16 protein-coding genes and 7 tRNA genes are annotated in these 17,482 nt (G+C 32.3%); all 23 read left to right on the forward strand.

The window, feature by feature from the left end; genetic code table 11:
• The first annotated feature begins 105 nt into the window (after positions 1-105).
• The 23 genes from ACWJKE_RS13955 to ACWJKE_RS14065 all read left to right on the forward strand — a co-directional run bounded on the left by ACWJKE_RS13955 (position 106) and on the right by ACWJKE_RS14065 (position 17,457).
• On the forward strand, positions 106-1,077 hold the full coding sequence (locus ACWJKE_RS13955; protein WP_165412340.1) for a ribose-phosphate diphosphokinase: 972 nt from the start codon (positions 106-108) through the stop codon (positions 1,075-1,077).
• A gap of 307 nt (positions 1,078-1,384) precedes the next feature.
• The gene (locus tag ACWJKE_RS13960; protein WP_165412339.1) at positions 1,385-2,071 is read left to right on the forward strand and encodes a response regulator transcription factor; all 687 of its coding nucleotides are present in this window, start codon (positions 1,385-1,387) and stop codon (positions 2,069-2,071) included.
• Positions 2,072-3,493 (forward strand): HAMP domain-containing sensor histidine kinase, encoded by a 1,422-nt coding sequence (locus tag ACWJKE_RS13965; protein ID WP_462958905.1) that lies wholly within the window; start codon positions 2,072-2,074, stop codon positions 3,491-3,493.
• Positions 3,494-3,545: 52 nt separating this feature from the next.
• Positions 3,546-4,478 (forward strand): S1C family serine protease, encoded by a 933-nt coding sequence (locus ACWJKE_RS13970; protein WP_165412337.1) that lies wholly within the window; start codon positions 3,546-3,548, stop codon positions 4,476-4,478.
• A gap of 227 nt (positions 4,479-4,705) precedes the next feature.
• On the forward strand, positions 4,706-5,269 hold the full coding sequence (pth, locus tag ACWJKE_RS13975; RefSeq protein WP_165412336.1) for an aminoacyl-tRNA hydrolase: 564 nt from the start codon (positions 4,706-4,708) through the stop codon (positions 5,267-5,269).
• Between the two features lie 56 nt (positions 5,270-5,325).
• A complete protein-coding gene (mfd, locus tag ACWJKE_RS13980; RefSeq protein ID WP_216303793.1) occupies positions 5,326-8,847 on the forward strand; it encodes a transcription-repair coupling factor in 3,522 nt (1,173 codons plus the stop codon).
• Positions 8,848-8,921: 74 nt separating this feature from the next.
• Complete coding sequence (locus ACWJKE_RS13985; protein WP_216303794.1) at positions 8,922-9,917, forward strand: peptidylprolyl isomerase; 996 nt, start codon at positions 8,922-8,924, stop codon at positions 9,915-9,917.
• A gap of 246 nt (positions 9,918-10,163) precedes the next feature.
• Positions 10,164-10,715 carry a stage V sporulation protein T gene (spoVT, locus tag ACWJKE_RS13990; protein WP_165412333.1) on the forward strand — a complete coding sequence of 184 codons (552 nt, stop codon included), beginning with the start codon at positions 10,164-10,166 and terminating at the stop codon, positions 10,713-10,715.
• Between the two features lie 156 nt (positions 10,716-10,871).
• A complete protein-coding gene (locus ACWJKE_RS13995) occupies positions 10,872-12,410 on the forward strand; it encodes a putative polysaccharide biosynthesis protein (RefSeq protein ID WP_216304587.1) in 1,539 nt (512 codons plus the stop codon).
• Positions 12,411-12,424: 14 nt separating this feature from the next.
• Positions 12,425-13,870: a bifunctional methyltransferase/pyrophosphohydrolase YabN gene (yabN, locus tag ACWJKE_RS14000; RefSeq protein ID WP_220286283.1), complete on the forward strand. Its 1,446-nt coding sequence runs from the start codon at positions 12,425-12,427 to the stop codon at positions 13,868-13,870.
• 118 nt (positions 13,871-13,988) lie between these two features.
• A complete protein-coding gene (locus tag ACWJKE_RS14005; protein ID WP_216304589.1) occupies positions 13,989-14,264 on the forward strand; it encodes an HU family DNA-binding protein in 276 nt (91 codons plus the stop codon).
• A 105-nt stretch (positions 14,265-14,369) separates the two neighbouring features.
• Positions 14,370-14,630, forward strand: coding sequence for an RNA-binding S4 domain-containing protein (locus ACWJKE_RS14010; RefSeq protein ID WP_216304590.1), 261 nt, complete (start codon positions 14,370-14,372; stop codon positions 14,628-14,630).
• A gap of 145 nt (positions 14,631-14,775) precedes the next feature.
• Positions 14,776-15,069 (forward strand): sporulation protein YabP, encoded by a 294-nt coding sequence (gene yabP, locus ACWJKE_RS14015; protein ID WP_216304591.1) that lies wholly within the window; start codon positions 14,776-14,778, stop codon positions 15,067-15,069.
• A 7-nt stretch (positions 15,070-15,076) separates the two neighbouring features.
• Complete coding sequence (gene yabQ, locus ACWJKE_RS14020) at positions 15,077-15,481, forward strand: spore cortex biosynthesis protein YabQ (RefSeq protein ID WP_216304592.1); 405 nt, start codon at positions 15,077-15,079, stop codon at positions 15,479-15,481.
• A 93-nt stretch (positions 15,482-15,574) separates the two neighbouring features.
• Complete coding sequence (locus ACWJKE_RS14025) at positions 15,575-15,847, forward strand: FtsB family cell division protein (RefSeq protein ID WP_165412326.1); 273 nt, start codon at positions 15,575-15,577, stop codon at positions 15,845-15,847.
• Positions 15,848-15,927: 80 nt separating this feature from the next.
• Positions 15,928-16,341: a S1 domain-containing RNA-binding protein gene (locus ACWJKE_RS14030; RefSeq protein ID WP_165412325.1), complete on the forward strand. Its 414-nt coding sequence runs from the start codon at positions 15,928-15,930 to the stop codon at positions 16,339-16,341.
• 142 nt (positions 16,342-16,483) lie between these two features.
• A tRNA-Leu gene (locus tag ACWJKE_RS14035) sits at positions 16,484-16,572 on the forward strand.
• A 5-nt stretch (positions 16,573-16,577) separates the two neighbouring features.
• A tRNA-Met gene (locus ACWJKE_RS14040) sits at positions 16,578-16,653 on the forward strand.
• Between the two features lie 5 nt (positions 16,654-16,658).
• Positions 16,659-16,735: transfer RNA gene (locus tag ACWJKE_RS14045), tRNA-Met, on the forward strand.
• 212 nt (positions 16,736-16,947) lie between these two features.
• Positions 16,948-17,023, forward strand: a tRNA-Met gene (locus tag ACWJKE_RS14050).
• Between the two features lie 105 nt (positions 17,024-17,128).
• Positions 17,129-17,204 (forward strand) — tRNA-Met (locus ACWJKE_RS14055).
• An 83-nt stretch (positions 17,205-17,287) separates the two neighbouring features.
• Positions 17,288-17,376: transfer RNA gene (locus ACWJKE_RS14060), tRNA-Leu, on the forward strand.
• Between the two features lie 5 nt (positions 17,377-17,381).
• A tRNA-Met gene (locus ACWJKE_RS14065) sits at positions 17,382-17,457 on the forward strand.
• Positions 17,458-17,482: the final 25 nt, after the last annotated feature.

The raw sequence follows: 17,482 nt of genomic DNA on the forward strand, positions 1-17,482 counted from the left end.
AGTTGAGTCTCGTGATGCTGACGTTCTATTTAGTGTATAGAATGAAAATTTATATGAATTGTATTAAAATATGATTTGTTATGATTTTAGGAATCAGAACTACATATGATAAACCACGGAAAGAATATTAAAATTTTTACGGGCAACTCAAATCCTAAATTAGCCGCAGATATAGCTGACATACTAGGATTACCAATTGGAGCTTCAGAAGTAGGAACTTTTAGTGATGGAGAAATATCTGTTAATATACATGAAACTGTCAGGGGCGCAGATGTATTTGTTGTTCAATCGACTAATGCACCAGTAAACGATAATTTAATGGAATTACTTATTATGATTGATGCATTTAAGAGAGCTTCAGCAGGAAGAATAACTGCGGTTATACCATATTATGGGTATGCAAGGCAGGATAGAAAAGCAAAAGCTAGAGATCCAATTACAGCAAAACTTGTGGCAGATATTATAACAACCGCAGGAGCAGATAGAGTACTGACTATGGATTTACACGCAGCTCAAATACAAGGATATTTTAATATTCCTGTTGATAATATGACTGGGACACCTATACTTGCAAAATACTACATCAAGAACGGATTTAAAGATAGGGACGATGTAGTTGTAGTTGCACCAGATCTTGGAAGCGTTGCTAGGTCAAGAAAATTTGCAGATAAGCTACATGCATCAATAGCGATAATTGATAAGAGAAGACCAAAAGCTAATGTTGCAGAAATTATGAATGTTATAGGTGACATTAAGGGGAAAACTTGTATCATGATGGATGACATGATAGACACTGCGGGAACAATAACTAATGGAGCGAATGCTTTAGTTAAACTCGGAGCAAAAGATGTTTATGCTTGTTGCAGTCATGGCGTATTATCAGGGCCTGCTATTCAAAGAATAAATGATTCGGTAATAAAAGAATTGATAATATTAAATACAATTGATATGCCAGAAGGTAAACAATGCGAAAAATTCACTACATTATCTGTAGCGCCAATTTTGGCGGAGGCTATAAAGCGAATATATGAGGATGTTTCGGTAAGTAAATTATTCGAGGAAGATTCCAGTTTATAATACATATTTTAAAATAGTGATGCTCTATTATTTTTATAATTGGGCATCGCTATTTTTTTATAATCTGGATTTACATAATAATGGGATAGTAAGTATACTATATAGACTCAGTACTTATGTAGAATGTTTAAATTATTATCGGAAGTGGTGAATAATTTGTAACATTTAATAAAAACTAATAACTTATCATTAAAGTATGATAAATTATTAATAAGATAAATTAGCATGTTGACTAGTTATTTTTCAAAGATGAATGATAGAAAAAAATAGAGGGAAAAAATAGAGGAAATAATTTGGAGGTACTGATATGGAAGGAACTATAGGGAAAATACTAATAGTTGATGATGATAAAAATATTGCTGAGGTAATTAAAATGTATCTTGAGAATTCAGGATATGCAACAAAAGTAGCATATGATGGCAGGGCCGCACAGGAGGCATTTTTAAGTTATAAACCAGATTTGGTGCTTTTAGACATAATGTTACCGTATATTGATGGAATCGATGTTTTGAAATGGATAAGAAAAGAGAACGAAACACCGGTTATTATGCTTACTGCCAAAGGGGAAACATTTGATAAGGTATTGGGGCTAGAACTTGGAGCGGATGACTATGTAGTTAAGCCTTTTGAGCCAAAAGAAATAATTGCAAGAGTGAAAGCTGTGCTTAGGCGTTATAACTTAGATAAAGGTGGTAAAGAGGTTTTAAATTTTGAGGATCTAGAAATTGATATTAATTCTTATAATGTTACATATAAAGGCTCAGAGGTAAAAATGCCACCTAAAGAATTTGAACTAGTACATTATTTAGCTCTTAATAAGAATAGAGTTTTCACAAGGCAACAACTCTTATGTGAGGTTTGGGGATACGATTATCCAGGAGACTCTAGAACAGTGGATGTGCATGTTAAAAGGGTAAGAGAAAAGCTTCAAGGAGGTCCAAATTGGCAAATTGAGACTGTTTGGGGAGTGGGATACAAATTTGAGGTGAAATAGATGTTTAAAAGAGGGCTGTTTTTTAAGATGTTAGCCACCTATACTATTATAATTTCAATGAGTTTAATAATTATTGCCTCTTTTTTGTCTTATTGGTTCCAAAATTATTTTTTCGAGCAAAGAAAAGAACAATTTTTGGATAAGTCATATATGATACAAGGGCTTGCTATGAAATATATGGCTGGGGATGCTACTTCGGAAAAATTAAATGACGTAATGACAATCATTGCTGAGTATATAAAATCCGATATTTGGCTTACAGATAGCTACGGTTGTGTTTATTTGGTATCTAATAAAGAGCATAAGGAGTTTATGGGAAAACAGGTTTTTGCTGAGCAACTAGATCAGCTTAGGCTTGGGCATACGTTTGAGATTACAGGCCCTTATGCTGGAATATTTGATAACACGGTAAGAGTTTACGGTACGCCAATAAGAACTGAGGCGGGCACTTTTAAGGGAGCTATAATATTATGCAACTCAATTGAAGAATTAAGCCAATCTTTAAAACGTGTTTATGAAATAATTTGGATATCTGCAATTTTTGCAATAATATTCTCTTGTATAGTTATATATTATTTTTCTCAAAAAATAATTATAAAGCCTTTAGCAGAGATTAATTCAGTAGCTAAGAAGATATCTAATGGGGATGTTTATAAGAGGGTTTATTTAAAATCTAATGATGAAATAGGAGAACTCGCTCAATCATTTAATTTTATGGCTGATTCTGTAGAAAAAAACGAGAAAAATAGACGCGAATTCATATCCAATGTATCGCACGAGATTAGATCTCCTATAACATCAATTAAGGGGTTTATTGGTGGGATACTAGATGGGGTAATTCCAGAGGAAAAGGAAAAATACTACTTATCTATTGCCTATGAGGAAATTCAAAGACTAACAAGGCTTGTAAATGACTTATTAGATATGTCTGCAATTGAAGCTGGGGAGTTTAGTTTGAAGATTATGGAAGTGGATATTAATGAAATCATTAGACTTACAGTTATAAAAAATGAAACAAAAATTAAAGAGAAAAAGGTCTCTGTAGATGTATGCTTTGATGAAGATAATTTATTTGTAGCAGGAGACAAAGATAGATTAGTACAAGTGATTACAAATCTATTGGACAATGCAATAAAATATGTAAGTGATGGTGGGAAAATAAAGATTAGTTCAAAATCTAAAGGAAGAAATGCATTAATATCTGTGTTCAATGCTGGTCCGCAAATAGCTGAGGAAGATTTATTGCATATTTGGGATAGATTTTATAAAGCGGATAAATCAAGAACAGCAAAAGATAGTACTGGACTTGGATTATCTATAGTTAGAAATATAATAACTCAATTACAGGGTGATATATGGGTTGAAAATAAGGACAATGGTGTTTATTTTACTTTTACATTAACGAAAGTGAATAATATATAATGAAATAAAATTTATATAATATAGATATGACCAGTAGGGAGGGGATGATGCTATGGATAATAAGGATAACTATGAATCTTGTAATGAAGTAAGAGATGCTTTGTGGAAGAATGCAGATTTTGGCAAGGACATCTTTAGCGAAATTAAATTTAGAAAAAACAACAAGAAAAATTATTTCAAGACATTTTTAAAAGTAATTAGTTTTATGCTGATAGCAGCCCTATCTGGGGGGATTACAGCCCAGTATATAATTAATAAGGGGAAAGTACCAAAAGTGACTAGTAGCAATTTAAATTCAGGTGTAAGAGAAAACGATAATATTCAAGAGGCAGATGATAATCCTATTTCACAAGTTGCACAAAAGGTAGCACCATCAGTAGTTGGCATTAGTAGTAAAGCAGAAGAATTGTGGGATACACCAGAAGGCAATGGTTCAGGGATTATATTTAAAAGTGATGGATATATTATTACTAATTATCATGTAATTAAAGGTGCGACAAAAATAAAAGTGAAACTGAGCAATGATAATATTTTGAAAGCAACAGTTGTAGGCACGGATGTTATATCTGATTTGGCGGTTATAAAAGTTGAAGCTAGTAACTTGCCTATTGCAAAATTTGGCGATTCATCAAAGGTTAAAATTGGTGATATAGCTATTGCGATTGGTAATCCACTAGGAAAACAGTTTTTAGGAACGGTTACTGCGGGTATTATAAGCGCATTGGATAAAAGAATTAATATTGTTGATAAAAAAACAGGTGAACAAACTATCTATAAAGTAATACAAACTGATGCAGATATAAATCCAGGGAATAGTGGTGGAGCGTTATGCAATATCTATGGAGAAGTTATTGGTATAAATAGTTTGAAAATTGATTCATCCAGTGAAACTTACGGAATGGGGTTTGCTATTAATATAAATGAAGCTAAAGAAGTTATTAATGATTTGATGACTCATGGTAAAGTTATTAGACCACTAAAATAGCTTAATTAAGGTTAATAATATAATCTTAGCAGTTATATAGGTTAGGCATAGCAGACTACTAGTTATTTTTAAAGATAAATCATAACAAAAGAATAAATTATATGGTAATTTTTATGTAAAGTTGTGGATTAAAATACTTTTTTAGTATAATATTATAAATAAGGCATATGAAAAAATAATTATGTGGTAGACATAAGGTTTAAACATAATAATATTTGGGGGTAATAATGTATTTGGTAGTTGGACTAGGAAACCCAGGAAATGAATATAGGTATACAAGACATAATGTAGGATTTGATGTAATAAATTTAATGGCAGAGAAGTATAATACTTCAATTAATAGGATAAAATTTAAAGGAGTATGTGGAGAAATTATCATATCAGGGGAAAAAGTTATTCTTTTAAAACCTAGTACATATATGAATTTAAGTGGAGAAAGTGTGCGCGAAGCAGCTTCTTTTTATAAGATTCCAAATGAAAATATCATCATAATGTATGATGATATTAGTTTGGATGCAGGTAAATTAAGAATACGAAGTAAGGGTAGTGCTGGTGGACATAACGGGATAAAAAGTATTATAGCTAACATGTCGTCCGACATATTTCTAAGAATAAAAATAGGGGTAGGACAACCGGAAAAGGCGCTAATACCTCATGTTTTAGGGCGATTTTCTAAAGAAGACCGGGTGCTTGTAGAAAAGACTTTTGAGGCTAGTATAAAAGCTGTTCAAACGATAATAGCAAAAGGATATACGGAGGCTATGAATCAGTTTAATGGATTTAATGCTTAAATAAAAATATTATTGGAAGATTATCTATATTTATGGAGTGAGTGAGAGGTGTTAACATGAGACTGAGTGGGCTTATGAAGCCTTTGAAAGAGAGTAATCAATTTAAAAGTATACTAAGCAATATAGAAGAGAAAATATATCCAATTGGCGTATATGGACTTTCGGAATCAGCTAAGAACTATTTAGTGAATGGTGTGTACGAGCAATTAGATAAATCTATATTGATTTTAACGCATAGTGATGTAGAGGCTAAAAATATTTACGAAGACTTATCTTTTTATGTAAATGATGTGTACTATTTTCCAACTAGAGAAATGGGATTTTATAATGCGGATGCTGTATCTGGCGACTTGAGATGGGAAAGACTTAAAGTAATGAAAAAAATTACTGAAAGCGGTAAAAAAATAATAATTACTTGTATTGAGGCTTTGGCAGCGACTTATATGCCTATAGATTTGCTCCGAAAATATATTTTCAAATTAGCTGTAGGGGGCAATTTAAATTTAAATGCGTTTTCGGAAGAATTAATTGAATGTGGGTATGAAAGGGTAGAAAGAGTAGACACAAAAGGTCAATTTTCAATAAGGGGAGGAATTATAGATTTATATCCCCCTATTTCTGCGTTACCTTTTAGGATAGAACTCTATGACGACGAAATAGATTCTATAAGGACATTCAATAGTGAAACTCAGAGGAGTATTGATAAGGTATCCGAAATAGATATATTTCCAGCAAAGGAAATGATATTAACCCAGGAAATTAGGGAAAAAGGATATAACAAAATAAAGGAAGACCTAATCAATGTGGTAGGTAGCTTTAACAAGAAAAAAGATAAAGAAATTATAAAAAAAATAACTTCATTAGTTGATATTAATTTGGAATCACTTAAAGAAACGTGGAGTTTTAAAGATGTTGATAGCTATATGCCTTACTTTTATGATAATGTATCTTCTTTTTTAGATTATATGAAGGGATCATTTATAGTGGTTGATGATTCACAAAGGTGCCTAGGTAAACTAGATAGCGTGTATTTCGAATTTGAAGAAAATTACGAGAATTTTTTAAGACGAGGAAGTATACTGCCTAAACAAGCAGAAATTTTAATTGATAAGCAATATATATATGAAGAGTTAGAGAACGTAGAAGTTATTACAATAAACGCTATTGCTAAAAGCACAACAGTGCTTAAGCCAAGGGACATAGTATCTTTTTCTCAAATTACCAATTATGATTACCATGGCCAATTAGACATGCTTATTGAGGATATAAAGGACAAAAAAAGTAAAGGATACAAGATCGTAATTCTTTCTGGTACAAGAACTAGAGGGGAGAAATTAATAGATATACTTAGGGATAGAGGCATTGAAAGTGTCTATAAAGACAGCATTTCTCAAATTGAGTTTGGAGAAGTGGTTGTAACCTTTGGTAATCAATTAAAGGGCTTTGAGTATCCGCAGCTGAAATTATGTGTTATTTCCGATAAAGAGGTTTTTGGTGGATCAAAAAGAAAAGCTACTAGTCGTTCTAGTAAAAAGGGAGTAAGTAAACTTAAAAGCTTTACAGAACTTAAATTGGGAGACTACGTTGTTCACGTAAATCATGGAATAGGCGTATACAAAGGAATTAAGCAATTGGAAGTTCATGGACATAAAAGAGATTACTTGCAACTGAGTTATAATGGTTGTGATAACCTCTATGTTCCGGTAGAACAATTAGATTTAGTACAAAAATATATTGGAAGTGAAGGCAAAGCTCCAAAGATTAGCAAATTAGGTGGGCTAGAATGGGTTAAGGCTAAGAATAAAGTTAAAAACTCTATTGCAGATATTGCAGAGGATTTGGTAAAACTTTATGCAGCAAGGGCTACACTTAAGGGCCACAGATATAGCAAGGATACTGTATGGCAAAAACAGTTTGAAGAAGAATTCCCATTTGAAGAAACTCCAGATCAAATAATAGCAATTGAAGAAATCAAAAAAGATATGGAGTCGGATAAACCAATGGATAGATTGATATGTGGTGACGTTGGGTATGGAAAAACAGAAGTAGCCGTTAGAGCGGCATTTAAAGCGGTTATGGATGGAAAGCAAGTAGCGTTCTTAGTACCAACTACAATACTCGCTGAGCAACATTATAAAAATCTTACCAAAAGATTTTCAGACTTTCCAGTAAAGGTTGAAATGGTAAGTAGATTTAGGACACCTGCTGAGCAAAAAGTTGTCATTAAGGCGACAAAAGAAGGAAACGTAGATATATTAATAGGAACGCACAGAATAATTCAGCAAGATGTAAAATTTAAAGACCTAGGGGTATTGATTATAGATGAGGAACAACGATTTGGGGTTACTCATAAGGAAAAAATAAAAAGTCTAAGAAAAAATATAGACGTGATTACGCTAACAGCTACTCCAATTCCAAGAACATTGCATATGTCGCTTACTGGAGTGCGCGACATAAGTGTAATTGAAACGCCACCAGAGGAGCGGTATCCAATACAAACCTATGTGGTAGAATTTAACGATCAATTAATAAGGGATGCGATGCTGCGAGAACTAAATAGAAAGGGGCAAGTTTTCTTTGTGTACAATAGAGTAGAAACTATCAAAGAAATGGCAGCATTTATAGGGAAGCTAGTTCCTGAAGCTAGAGTGTGTATTGCGCATGGGCAAATGACAGAAAGAGAATTAGAATCTATTATGATAGATTTTATGGAGAACAAGTATGATATATTGATGTGTACAACTATTATTGAGACGGGAATAGATATTCAAAATACAAATACAATTATAATTTACGACGCAGATAAGATGGGACTTTCTCAGCTTTACCAATTAAGAGGTAGGGTTGGTCGATCAAATAGAATAGCTTATGCATATCTTGCTTATAAAAAAGATAAGGTGTTAACAGAGGTTGCTGAAAAAAGACTTAAAGCAATTAAGGATTTTACGGAGCTAGGGTCAGGTTTTAAAATCGCAATGAGAGATCTGGAAATTCGGGGTGCTGGAAATATGATGGGCGGTGCCCAACATGGTCATATGGCTGCGGTAGGCTATGATTTATACTGTAGGATGCTCGAAGACACAGTGAAAAAAATAAGAGGCGATATAGAAATGGAGCCTATTGAAACTTCTGTTGAAATTAAAATAGATGCGTATATTCCTAGTACTTATATTGAAGATGAGTCGCAGAAAATTGAAATTTACAAGAAAATTGCGGCTATTGATTGTAACGAGGATATGGTAGATATACAAGAGGAAATAGAAGATAGGTTTTCAGACATACCATCAAGTGTTGTAAGTCTTATGAATATCGCTTATCTTAGGTGTATATCAAGCAAGGTGGGGATAATAGAAATCAAAGAGGTAAAGGAGGAGATAATATTACAATTTGATAGTAGCGAAAGAATAAATCAAAAATTAGTTAAAGCCTTGATTAGTAAATATAATAGAAGTATTGTATTTAAATTAGGGAATAAGCCTGCCTTTGCATACAAGATTAAAAATTTAAACAAAGAAGAGGTGATTGCAAATCTCATAGAGATTGTGAATCATATAAAAAGTATAGTTGAAATAAAGTAAAATTGTGTTAAAATTAATGGGTATCGTAACAGAGCTTTACACGGCGATATTACATATAGAATGGGGGAAATATAATGAAAAACGTAAAAAAAATAATTGGCGCGGCTTTAATAACTATATTAGCTACATCATTAAATGGTTGTAATATGATTGAAAAAACACCTAAGGGCATTGCTAAAAGTGTAGTTGCGAAGGCTTTCGATGCTAAAATAACTAAAGGACAGGTTGACGAACAATTAGTAGGTGTTATTAAACAATTTGAAACGCAGTATGGAGCAAATTATAAAACTAATGCTGAGGCTATGGCAGAATTAACAAAGCAAAAACAGCAAGTAGTAGAAGGTATGATTACTGAAAAAATTGTGGATTATAAGGCGAAAGAGTTAAAATTAATGCCTACCGAAGCTAAATTAAATGAAGAAACAAATAAGCAATTAGCAGAAATTAAGAAAAGTTTGGGAACAGATGCGAAATATAAAGAGGCTTTAGCACAAACAAGCCTTACAGAAGAATCTCTAAAAGCAAGAATAAAGCCAAGTATTATTCAAGATGCACTATTCACTGAAGTTACAAAAAATGTTAAAGTTACTGAGGCACAGGAAAAAGCATATTACGATGCTAATCCAAACCAGTTTACAGAAAAACCGAATACAATTCATGCAGCTCATATTTTAGTAGCAACAGAACCGGAAGCTATAGCCATTAAGAAACGTTTAGACGCTGGTGAAGATTTTGCGAAAGTCGCAAAAGAAAAAGGTACAGATGGAACTAAGGACAATGGTGGAGATTTAGGAGATGTAGAGTATAATGATGCTCAAATGGATAAAACCTTTATGGCAGCAGCTATTGCTTTGCCAAAAGGTAAAATCTCAGCACCTGTTAAAACTCAATATGGATGGCATATAATAAAGACTATAGAAAAAAAAGAATACCCTGTAAAGAAATTTACAGCTGTTAAGGCAGAAGTAGAAAAAACGCTTATAACACAGGGAAAAGAAAGTGCATGGACAGAGGCTATGACAAAATGGAAAAAAGAAGCGAATATAAAGCAATATCCGAAAAATCTATAGCATTTTAATGACATTTCAGAAGGAAAGTCCCCCACTTCTATAAGTGGGAGTATAAATCTACTTCTGGAGTCGTTAAAATTGCAGCTCCGCAGGAGACGATTTAATGTATAAAGAATACCTTTAATATGGAGGTATTCTTTATTTTTATTTAAACATTTGCAAATGTGCATAAAAATTCAAGTTTAGAAAGATAATAATAAAGCTAGTATATTATATAAAACTTTATATAAGGAGGGAATTATTTAAATGAAAGCAACCGGAATAGTAAGACGTATAGATGATTTGGGAAGGGTTGTTATACCTAAAGAAATAAGAAGAACACTGAGAATACGAGAAGGAGACCCACTAGAAATATTTACTGATAGAGAAGGTGGAGTTATTTTAAAGAAATATTCACCTATAGGTGAATTAAGTGAATTTTCTAGAGAATATGCTGATTCATTACAACAAAATATAGGAAACATAATAATTATATGCGATAAAGACAACATAATATCTGTAAGTGGTTGTCCTAAAAAAGAGTATGTAGATAAAAAAATTAGTAATGAATTAGAAAAAGTAATGGAAAATAGAAAGGCTGCTGTATTAGGTGAAGGTTCAGAAAAAGTTATATCACTGTATGATGATGAAATGGAAAATAAATACCATGCTCAAGTAATTGCGCCTATAATAGCAGAAGGGGACGCAATTGGAGCAGTAATAATAATATCTACAGAGCTAGAAGCTAAATTTGGAAATTTAGAATTAAAGCTAGCTGAAACTGCAGCCTCTTTTCTAGGAAAACAAATGGAACAATAAACCTAAAAGTATATATTACTCAGCGAAGTGAAACATATTTGCGGTAATATATACTTTTGTTTTTTGAAGTATTAGTAATAATAAGCCCTTAAATCAAATATTCATAATTAGAGAATGTAATTCTTACATACACCACGGGAATATAAGGAGGTTATTATGAAGAAACATTCATTGATAAAGGGGACTATTATACTTGGGATGGCAGGAATATTTGCTAGATTTTTAGGGTTGTTTTTTAGAATTCCAATACAAGCACTTATAAAAGATGAGGGGATGGGATACTACCAGATGTCTTATCCATTGTATATGATGTTTGTAGCAGTAGCTTCAGGTGTGCCCATTGCTATGTCTAAGATTATTGCGGAGATGACCGCTAAAAATGATCAGGAGGGAGCGCACCAAGTCTTAAGACAAACACTTGTTTTAATGATTATATTAGGCGGAGCAGCTACTACACTTATGTTAATGTTTGCAAGGCCTATTATATCAATGCTTAAATGGGATCCTAAATCATATTACTCTTTTTTGGTAATTGCTATAGCTCCAATTTTTGTTTCCGTTATGTGTACTTTTAAAGGCTTCTTTCAAGGGCTACAAAATGTTAGACCTACTGCTGTTTCGCAAATAGTAGAACAGTTTGGAAGAGTTGTCGCTGGAGTTTTATTTGCATATTTATTGTTTCCAAAGGGGATTGAATATGCGGCTGCAGGAGCGGCCCTTGGAACCCTTGTTGGTGCAATTATGGGAAGTATATACTTATTTTTAACTTATACTAAAATGAAAAAAGGGCAGTCAGTAAGGAAAAAAACAAAGCACAAGCATATTTTAGCTGATTTAAGTAAGGCTGCATTACCAATATCTTTGGGTGCTGCAGTGGGTACGGTTATGGCACTGATAGATTCTATGTTAGTACCGCAGCAACTTCTAAAAGCTGGATTTTCGCAAACACAATCCGCCGTAATGTATGGTCAGCTGACTGGGAAGGTATTTACATTGATGAATGTACCTTTGGCTCTTTCAATGGCTCTGTGCACATCTCTAGTGCCTATAATTGCTGAAGCGTTTTATTTAGGAAGAAGTGGGGAACTTATTAAAAGAGTAGATATGGCTGTGAAATTGTCTAATGTTATCTCGCTGCCGTCTTCTTTAGGGATGTTTTTTATGGCTTATCCTATAATGAATTTGGTTTTTATGAAAGATGCGGCCGGATATGAAATACTACAATATATATCAATATGCATACCTTTTGTAATTTTAACGCAAACCAGCACTGCGATACTTCAAGGCGTAGGCAATTATATGAAGCCTGTATACAATTTGGCATTAGGGTGCATCGTAAAGGTTATTATAACGTACGTATTAGTCTCGCTTCCATTTGTAAATATCTATGGGGCAGTTATAGGAACCATTTTAGGATATGTTACAAGTTGTTTATTAAATATGCACGATCTAAAGAGAAATTTAAATATAAAAATCAACAGTGTAGACTCTTTTGTAAAACCAGCTATTGCTGCTATTATAATGATAGTTGCAGTTGTATTTAGTAACGCTAATGTCTATAATTATACAAGGAGCAGTGGATTATCTTGTTTAATATCCATATTAATAGGCGTTATTGTTTATTTAATATTTATTTTTTTGCTTAGAATATTTGAATATGAGGAAATTAAAAAGAAAGTTTTAAAGCAAAAATAAAGGAGTGGAAGCTAATGATTAAAATAGTGGGATTGGGTCCTGGGTCAGTAGAATCACTAACTGTAGGAACACTTGAAATTCTTAAAGGTGGTAAAAAGATTTATTTAAGAACAGAAAAGCACCCTACTGTGGATTACCTAAAATCGATATGTATAAAATTTGAAACCTATGATGATAGATATGAAAAATATAATAGTTTTGATGATGTGTATAGGGCTATTGCAGAAGATCTTATTAAGAAACACGAAATATATGGGGACATCGTATATGGAGTTCCAGGTCACCCGCTTGTGGCAGAAACTTCTGTTAAACTTTTAATAAAGCTTTGTGAAAAAAACAAAATAGATATAGAAATTCTTCCCGCGGTTAGCTTTATAGATGCAGTGATTCAAAGCTTAAAACTAGATCCTATTGAAGGACTAAAAATAATAGATGCCTTTGATATAAAAAATCAAGTTTTAGATAAAAGGGTAGGACTTTTAATAACTCAAGTTTATAACGTTTCTATAGCTTCGGACGTAAAACTTGCTTTGCTTGAGTATTACAAAGATGATATGGAGATTTGTTTTGTTAGAGCTGCAGGTATAAAAGGGTTAGAAAGTATAAGGAAAATTAACTTATATGAATTAGATAGACAAAAGGATATAGACTATCTAACCTCAATTTATATACCAAAAGAATTAGAGGCTACAAAAGATTTTCACGATTTAATTCAAGTTATGGACACATTGAGAGCTGAAAATGGATGTGCATGGGATAGACAGCAAACGCATGAATCTTTGAAAAAATATCTTATTGAGGAATGTTATGAGGTTATAGAAGCCATAGAAGACAATGATGAAGATAATATTATTGAGGAACTAGGTGATGTATTACTACAGGTTGTACTTCATGCACAAATAGGAAAAGAAGAGGGATATTTTAATATAAATGATGTTATTTGCGGCATCACAAATAAGATGATAAACAGGCATCCTCATATTTTTAAAGTTTCAGAAGGTAAAAATAGTAACGAAGTTTTAGAAAGTTGGGAAAATATTAAGAGTGAAGAAAAAGGGTTTAAGAGTTATACGGATACGCTAAAGCATGTTCCGAAAAACCTGCCAGGGTTAATGAGAGCAGAGAAGGTTCAACAAAAAGCAGCAAAAGTAGGTTTTGACTTTGACTGCGTTGAACTTGCTATGGGAAAGATTCTAGAAGAATTACAGGAAGTGAGAGATGTATATAAAGGTAATAATAGGGTAAAAATAGTAGAAGAAGTGGGAGATTTGGTGTTTTCTACTGTAAATGTTGCTAGACTACTTGACATAGACCCTGAATTTGCAGTAAATTATACTATAGATAAATTTATCAATCGCTTTGCGTACATAGAAGAAAGTGCAAGGAATAAGGATTTAGATTTAAAGAACATGACACTTACTGCGATGGACGAATTATGGAACGAATCTAAAAGACGATAAATTTATTTGTAAATAAAAATTAGACTAAAAGAAGGAATTTCAAAATCAGTGAAGAATATGCTATTTAATAGTATAATCACTACTAAGTAATGTACTCAATAACAAGGAGGCAACAAAAGTGAATAAATCAGAATTAATAACAAGCATATCAGAAAAATCTAATTTAACAAAAAAAGATGCAGAAGCAGCTCTAAAAGGTATTATAGAAAGTATTGAAGAAACATTAGAAAAAGGTGAAAAAGTCCAATTGGTTGGATTCGGAACTTTTGAAACAAGAGCAAGAGCAGCTAGAATGGGTAGAAACCCAAGAACAAAGGAAGAAATTCAAATTGCAGCATCAACAGTTCCAGTATTTAAAGCTGGTAAAGAATTTAAAGATATAGTTAACAAATAATATTATTATGATGTGAAAAACCTGGATGTATATCTAGGTTTTTTATTTTAAAAACTTTGGTTGAATTATTGAATGGGTAAAGAACATTAAAAAGGGGAAGTATAAATGAGATTAGATAAATATTTAAAAGTGTCAAGAATTATAAAGAGAAGAACCATTGCAAAAGAAGCTTGCGAGAGTGGCAGAGTTTCTATAAATGATAAAGTGGCAAAAGCAGGAACTGTAGTAGGCGAGAGTGATATTATAGAAATTAAATTTGCAAATCAAATTTTAAAAGCTAAAATTATAAATATTGCAGAGCATGTGACAAAAGAGAGTGCAAAAGAAATGTATGAAATAATTTCAGGAAGAGAAGACAAAGAATAAATGTTGCTAAATACAATTCTTAATTAAGTTTAATAAGCATATATATTTTATAGGAATACAATTGTATGTCATTAATTAAGAATTGAGAATAAGATTAGCTTCTTAATTCCCAATTTTTTAGAGCAAAACTAATAAGGGGGATATTATGGAAGTGAAGAAAGAAATAAAAATAGAAGATAAGAAAAGCAGTTTAATGCTTGAAAACAGAAAAAAATTAACTGTTAACGGAGTTGTAGAGGTTATAAATTTTAATGAAAGCCAAATATTATTGAATACAGATGTTGGAACAATGATAGTAAAAGGACGAGAATTAAAGATGAACAAGTTAGATGTTCAAAATGGGGATGTTATAATAACTGGGCAAGTGGATTCTTTTGTGTATACTAGCGACAAAAGTAAAGAAAAAAAAGATAGCATAATATCAAGATTGTTTAGGTAGAAGAATTATGATAATTTCTTTGATAGGCCAAGTTAATCTTATAATTTTCAGTTTGCTAGCAGGAATAATAACTGGAGTATTTTTTGATATATATAGATTGATAAGGGGATTTGAAAATCCTAACAAGGTGCTGACTATAATACAGGATTTGTTATTTTGGACATTAACTTCTATAGTGGTTTTTATATTTTTGATGTATACTAATAAAGGGTACATAAACTTTTATGTGTATGTATGTTTAATATTAGGAGTATACTTATATTTGAAACTATTAAGTGGAGTATTTATAAGGGTACAATATAAATTAATAATATTCAATGGGAAAGTATTTAGGGTTGTATGGAATGCTATTTTATACCCAGCAAATTTGTTAGTTTATAAGCTCAAAATAAAAAAAAAAGATAAATTATAAAGAAATAGCTTGAAGAAATGTGGAATACAAATTAGAATAGGTTTATGAAGCGTAAACAATACTCATTCCATTGAAAGGAAAAGGGTATGGGATATGAAAAAAAAATTTAGTATTAAAAGTGCCGTATTAGTTTTTGCTATGATGTATGTATGTTATCTTTTAATTCAGCAACAATCAATTATGAGCAGACAAAAGAAAGAGCTGCAAAAGTATAATGTTGAATTACAAAAGAAAAAAGAACAAAAAAAAGTATTACAGGATGAAGTAGAGTTATCTAAAACTGACAAATATATAGAAAAATTAGCAAGAGAAATATTAGGTCTTGTTAAAGAAGGTGAAACTCCTGTTATGGATAATAAAAACTAAATGCTATAATTATTGTTACGCTTATTATTAAATTAATATATAAAATAAAAACATAATTTTTAAGGAGGAGTATTTTTAATATGACCTTAATGGCTGGAAGTATTGTAGAAGGTAAAGTAGTAAATATCACCAATTTTGGTGCGTTTGTAGAAGTGGAGGGTAAGACAGGATTAGTGCATATATCTGAGGTTTCAGATACATTCGTTAAAAATGTTAATGATCATCTAAAAGAAAATGATATAGTAAAAGTTAAAGTAATCTCTGTAGATGATAATGGGAAAATCAGTTTATCAATAAAACAAGCTGGAGCGCCTAAAAAATCTATTAAACCTATGGAAATAGATTGGGAAAAGGAAAAAAGCAAAGCAAATGCAAGTGGATTTGAAGATATAATGACTAAATTTCTAAAAGATAGTGAAGAAAGATTTCAAGATGTTAAAAAACATCAAGAAGGAAAAGGAAGAGGTTATAGTAAAAAAACTTCAAGCTATTAGTAAATCTGTAGGAACTAAGTATTTAGTTCCTATTTTAACAAAAAAAAGTTATTGACAACGGTTTATACATCATATATAATAAAACATGTTGCCAAGAGGTAGCATTTTCTAAGCTACAAGTAAGTATACTGCAAGTAAGTAAGCTGGAGTGGCGGAACTGGCAGACGCACAGGACTTAAAATCCTGCGGTGGTTAAACACCGTACCGGTTCGATTCCGGTCTTCAGCACCAAATATCGCGGGATGGAGCAGTTGGTAGCTCGTCGGGCTCATAACCCGAAGGTCGTAGGTTCAAGTCCTACTCCCGCAACCAACTATGGCGGAATAGCTCAGCTGGCTAGAGCATTCGGTTCATACCCGAAGGGTCGTAGGTTCAAGTCCTATTTCCGCTACCACTTTGGCATATGATGAGTTTAAAAACATAATATGTTTTTTATAAAAAACTATTGACATATGTAGCAAATTAGTATAACATTAAAATGATTTTAAGAAACTTATTTAACAGTAATAGTAAGCTGGTATGAAAAAATAAATAGACACATAGAGCTTAAAATAATATGATAGTTAAATATTGTATCAATTAAAGTTTAGGCTTTAGCATTAATATCGCGGGATGGAGCAGTTGGTAGCTCGTCGGGCTCATAACCCGAAGGTCGTAGGTTCAAGTCCTACTCCCGCAACCAATAAGTTTAAATCACTCATTATTTCAGTTAAATAAGATTCTAAATATAATTAGCTAAAAGCAAACAAGTGCCGTATTAATTCAAATTTATTCTTAAATACAATATCGCGGGATGGAGCAGTTGGTAGCTCGTTGGGCTCATAACCCAAAGGTCGTAGGTTCAAGTCCTACTCCCGCAACCAATAAGTTTTAAATTACTTAATACGTAAGTTAAATAAGATTTCATAATAGGTAAGTTAAAAGCAAGTATACTGCAAGTAAGTAAGCTGGAGTGGCGGAACTGGCAGACGCACAGGACTTAAAATCCTGCGGTGGTTAAACACCGTACCGGTTCGATTCCGGTCTTCAGCACCAAATATCGCGGGATGGAGCAGTTGGTAGCTCGTTGGGCTCATAACCCAAAGGTCGTAGGTTCAAGTCCTACTCCCGCAACCAATAAGTTTTAGATTATTTAGAACGT

It is taken from the genome of Clostridium sp. CM036, assembly GCF_055081135.1.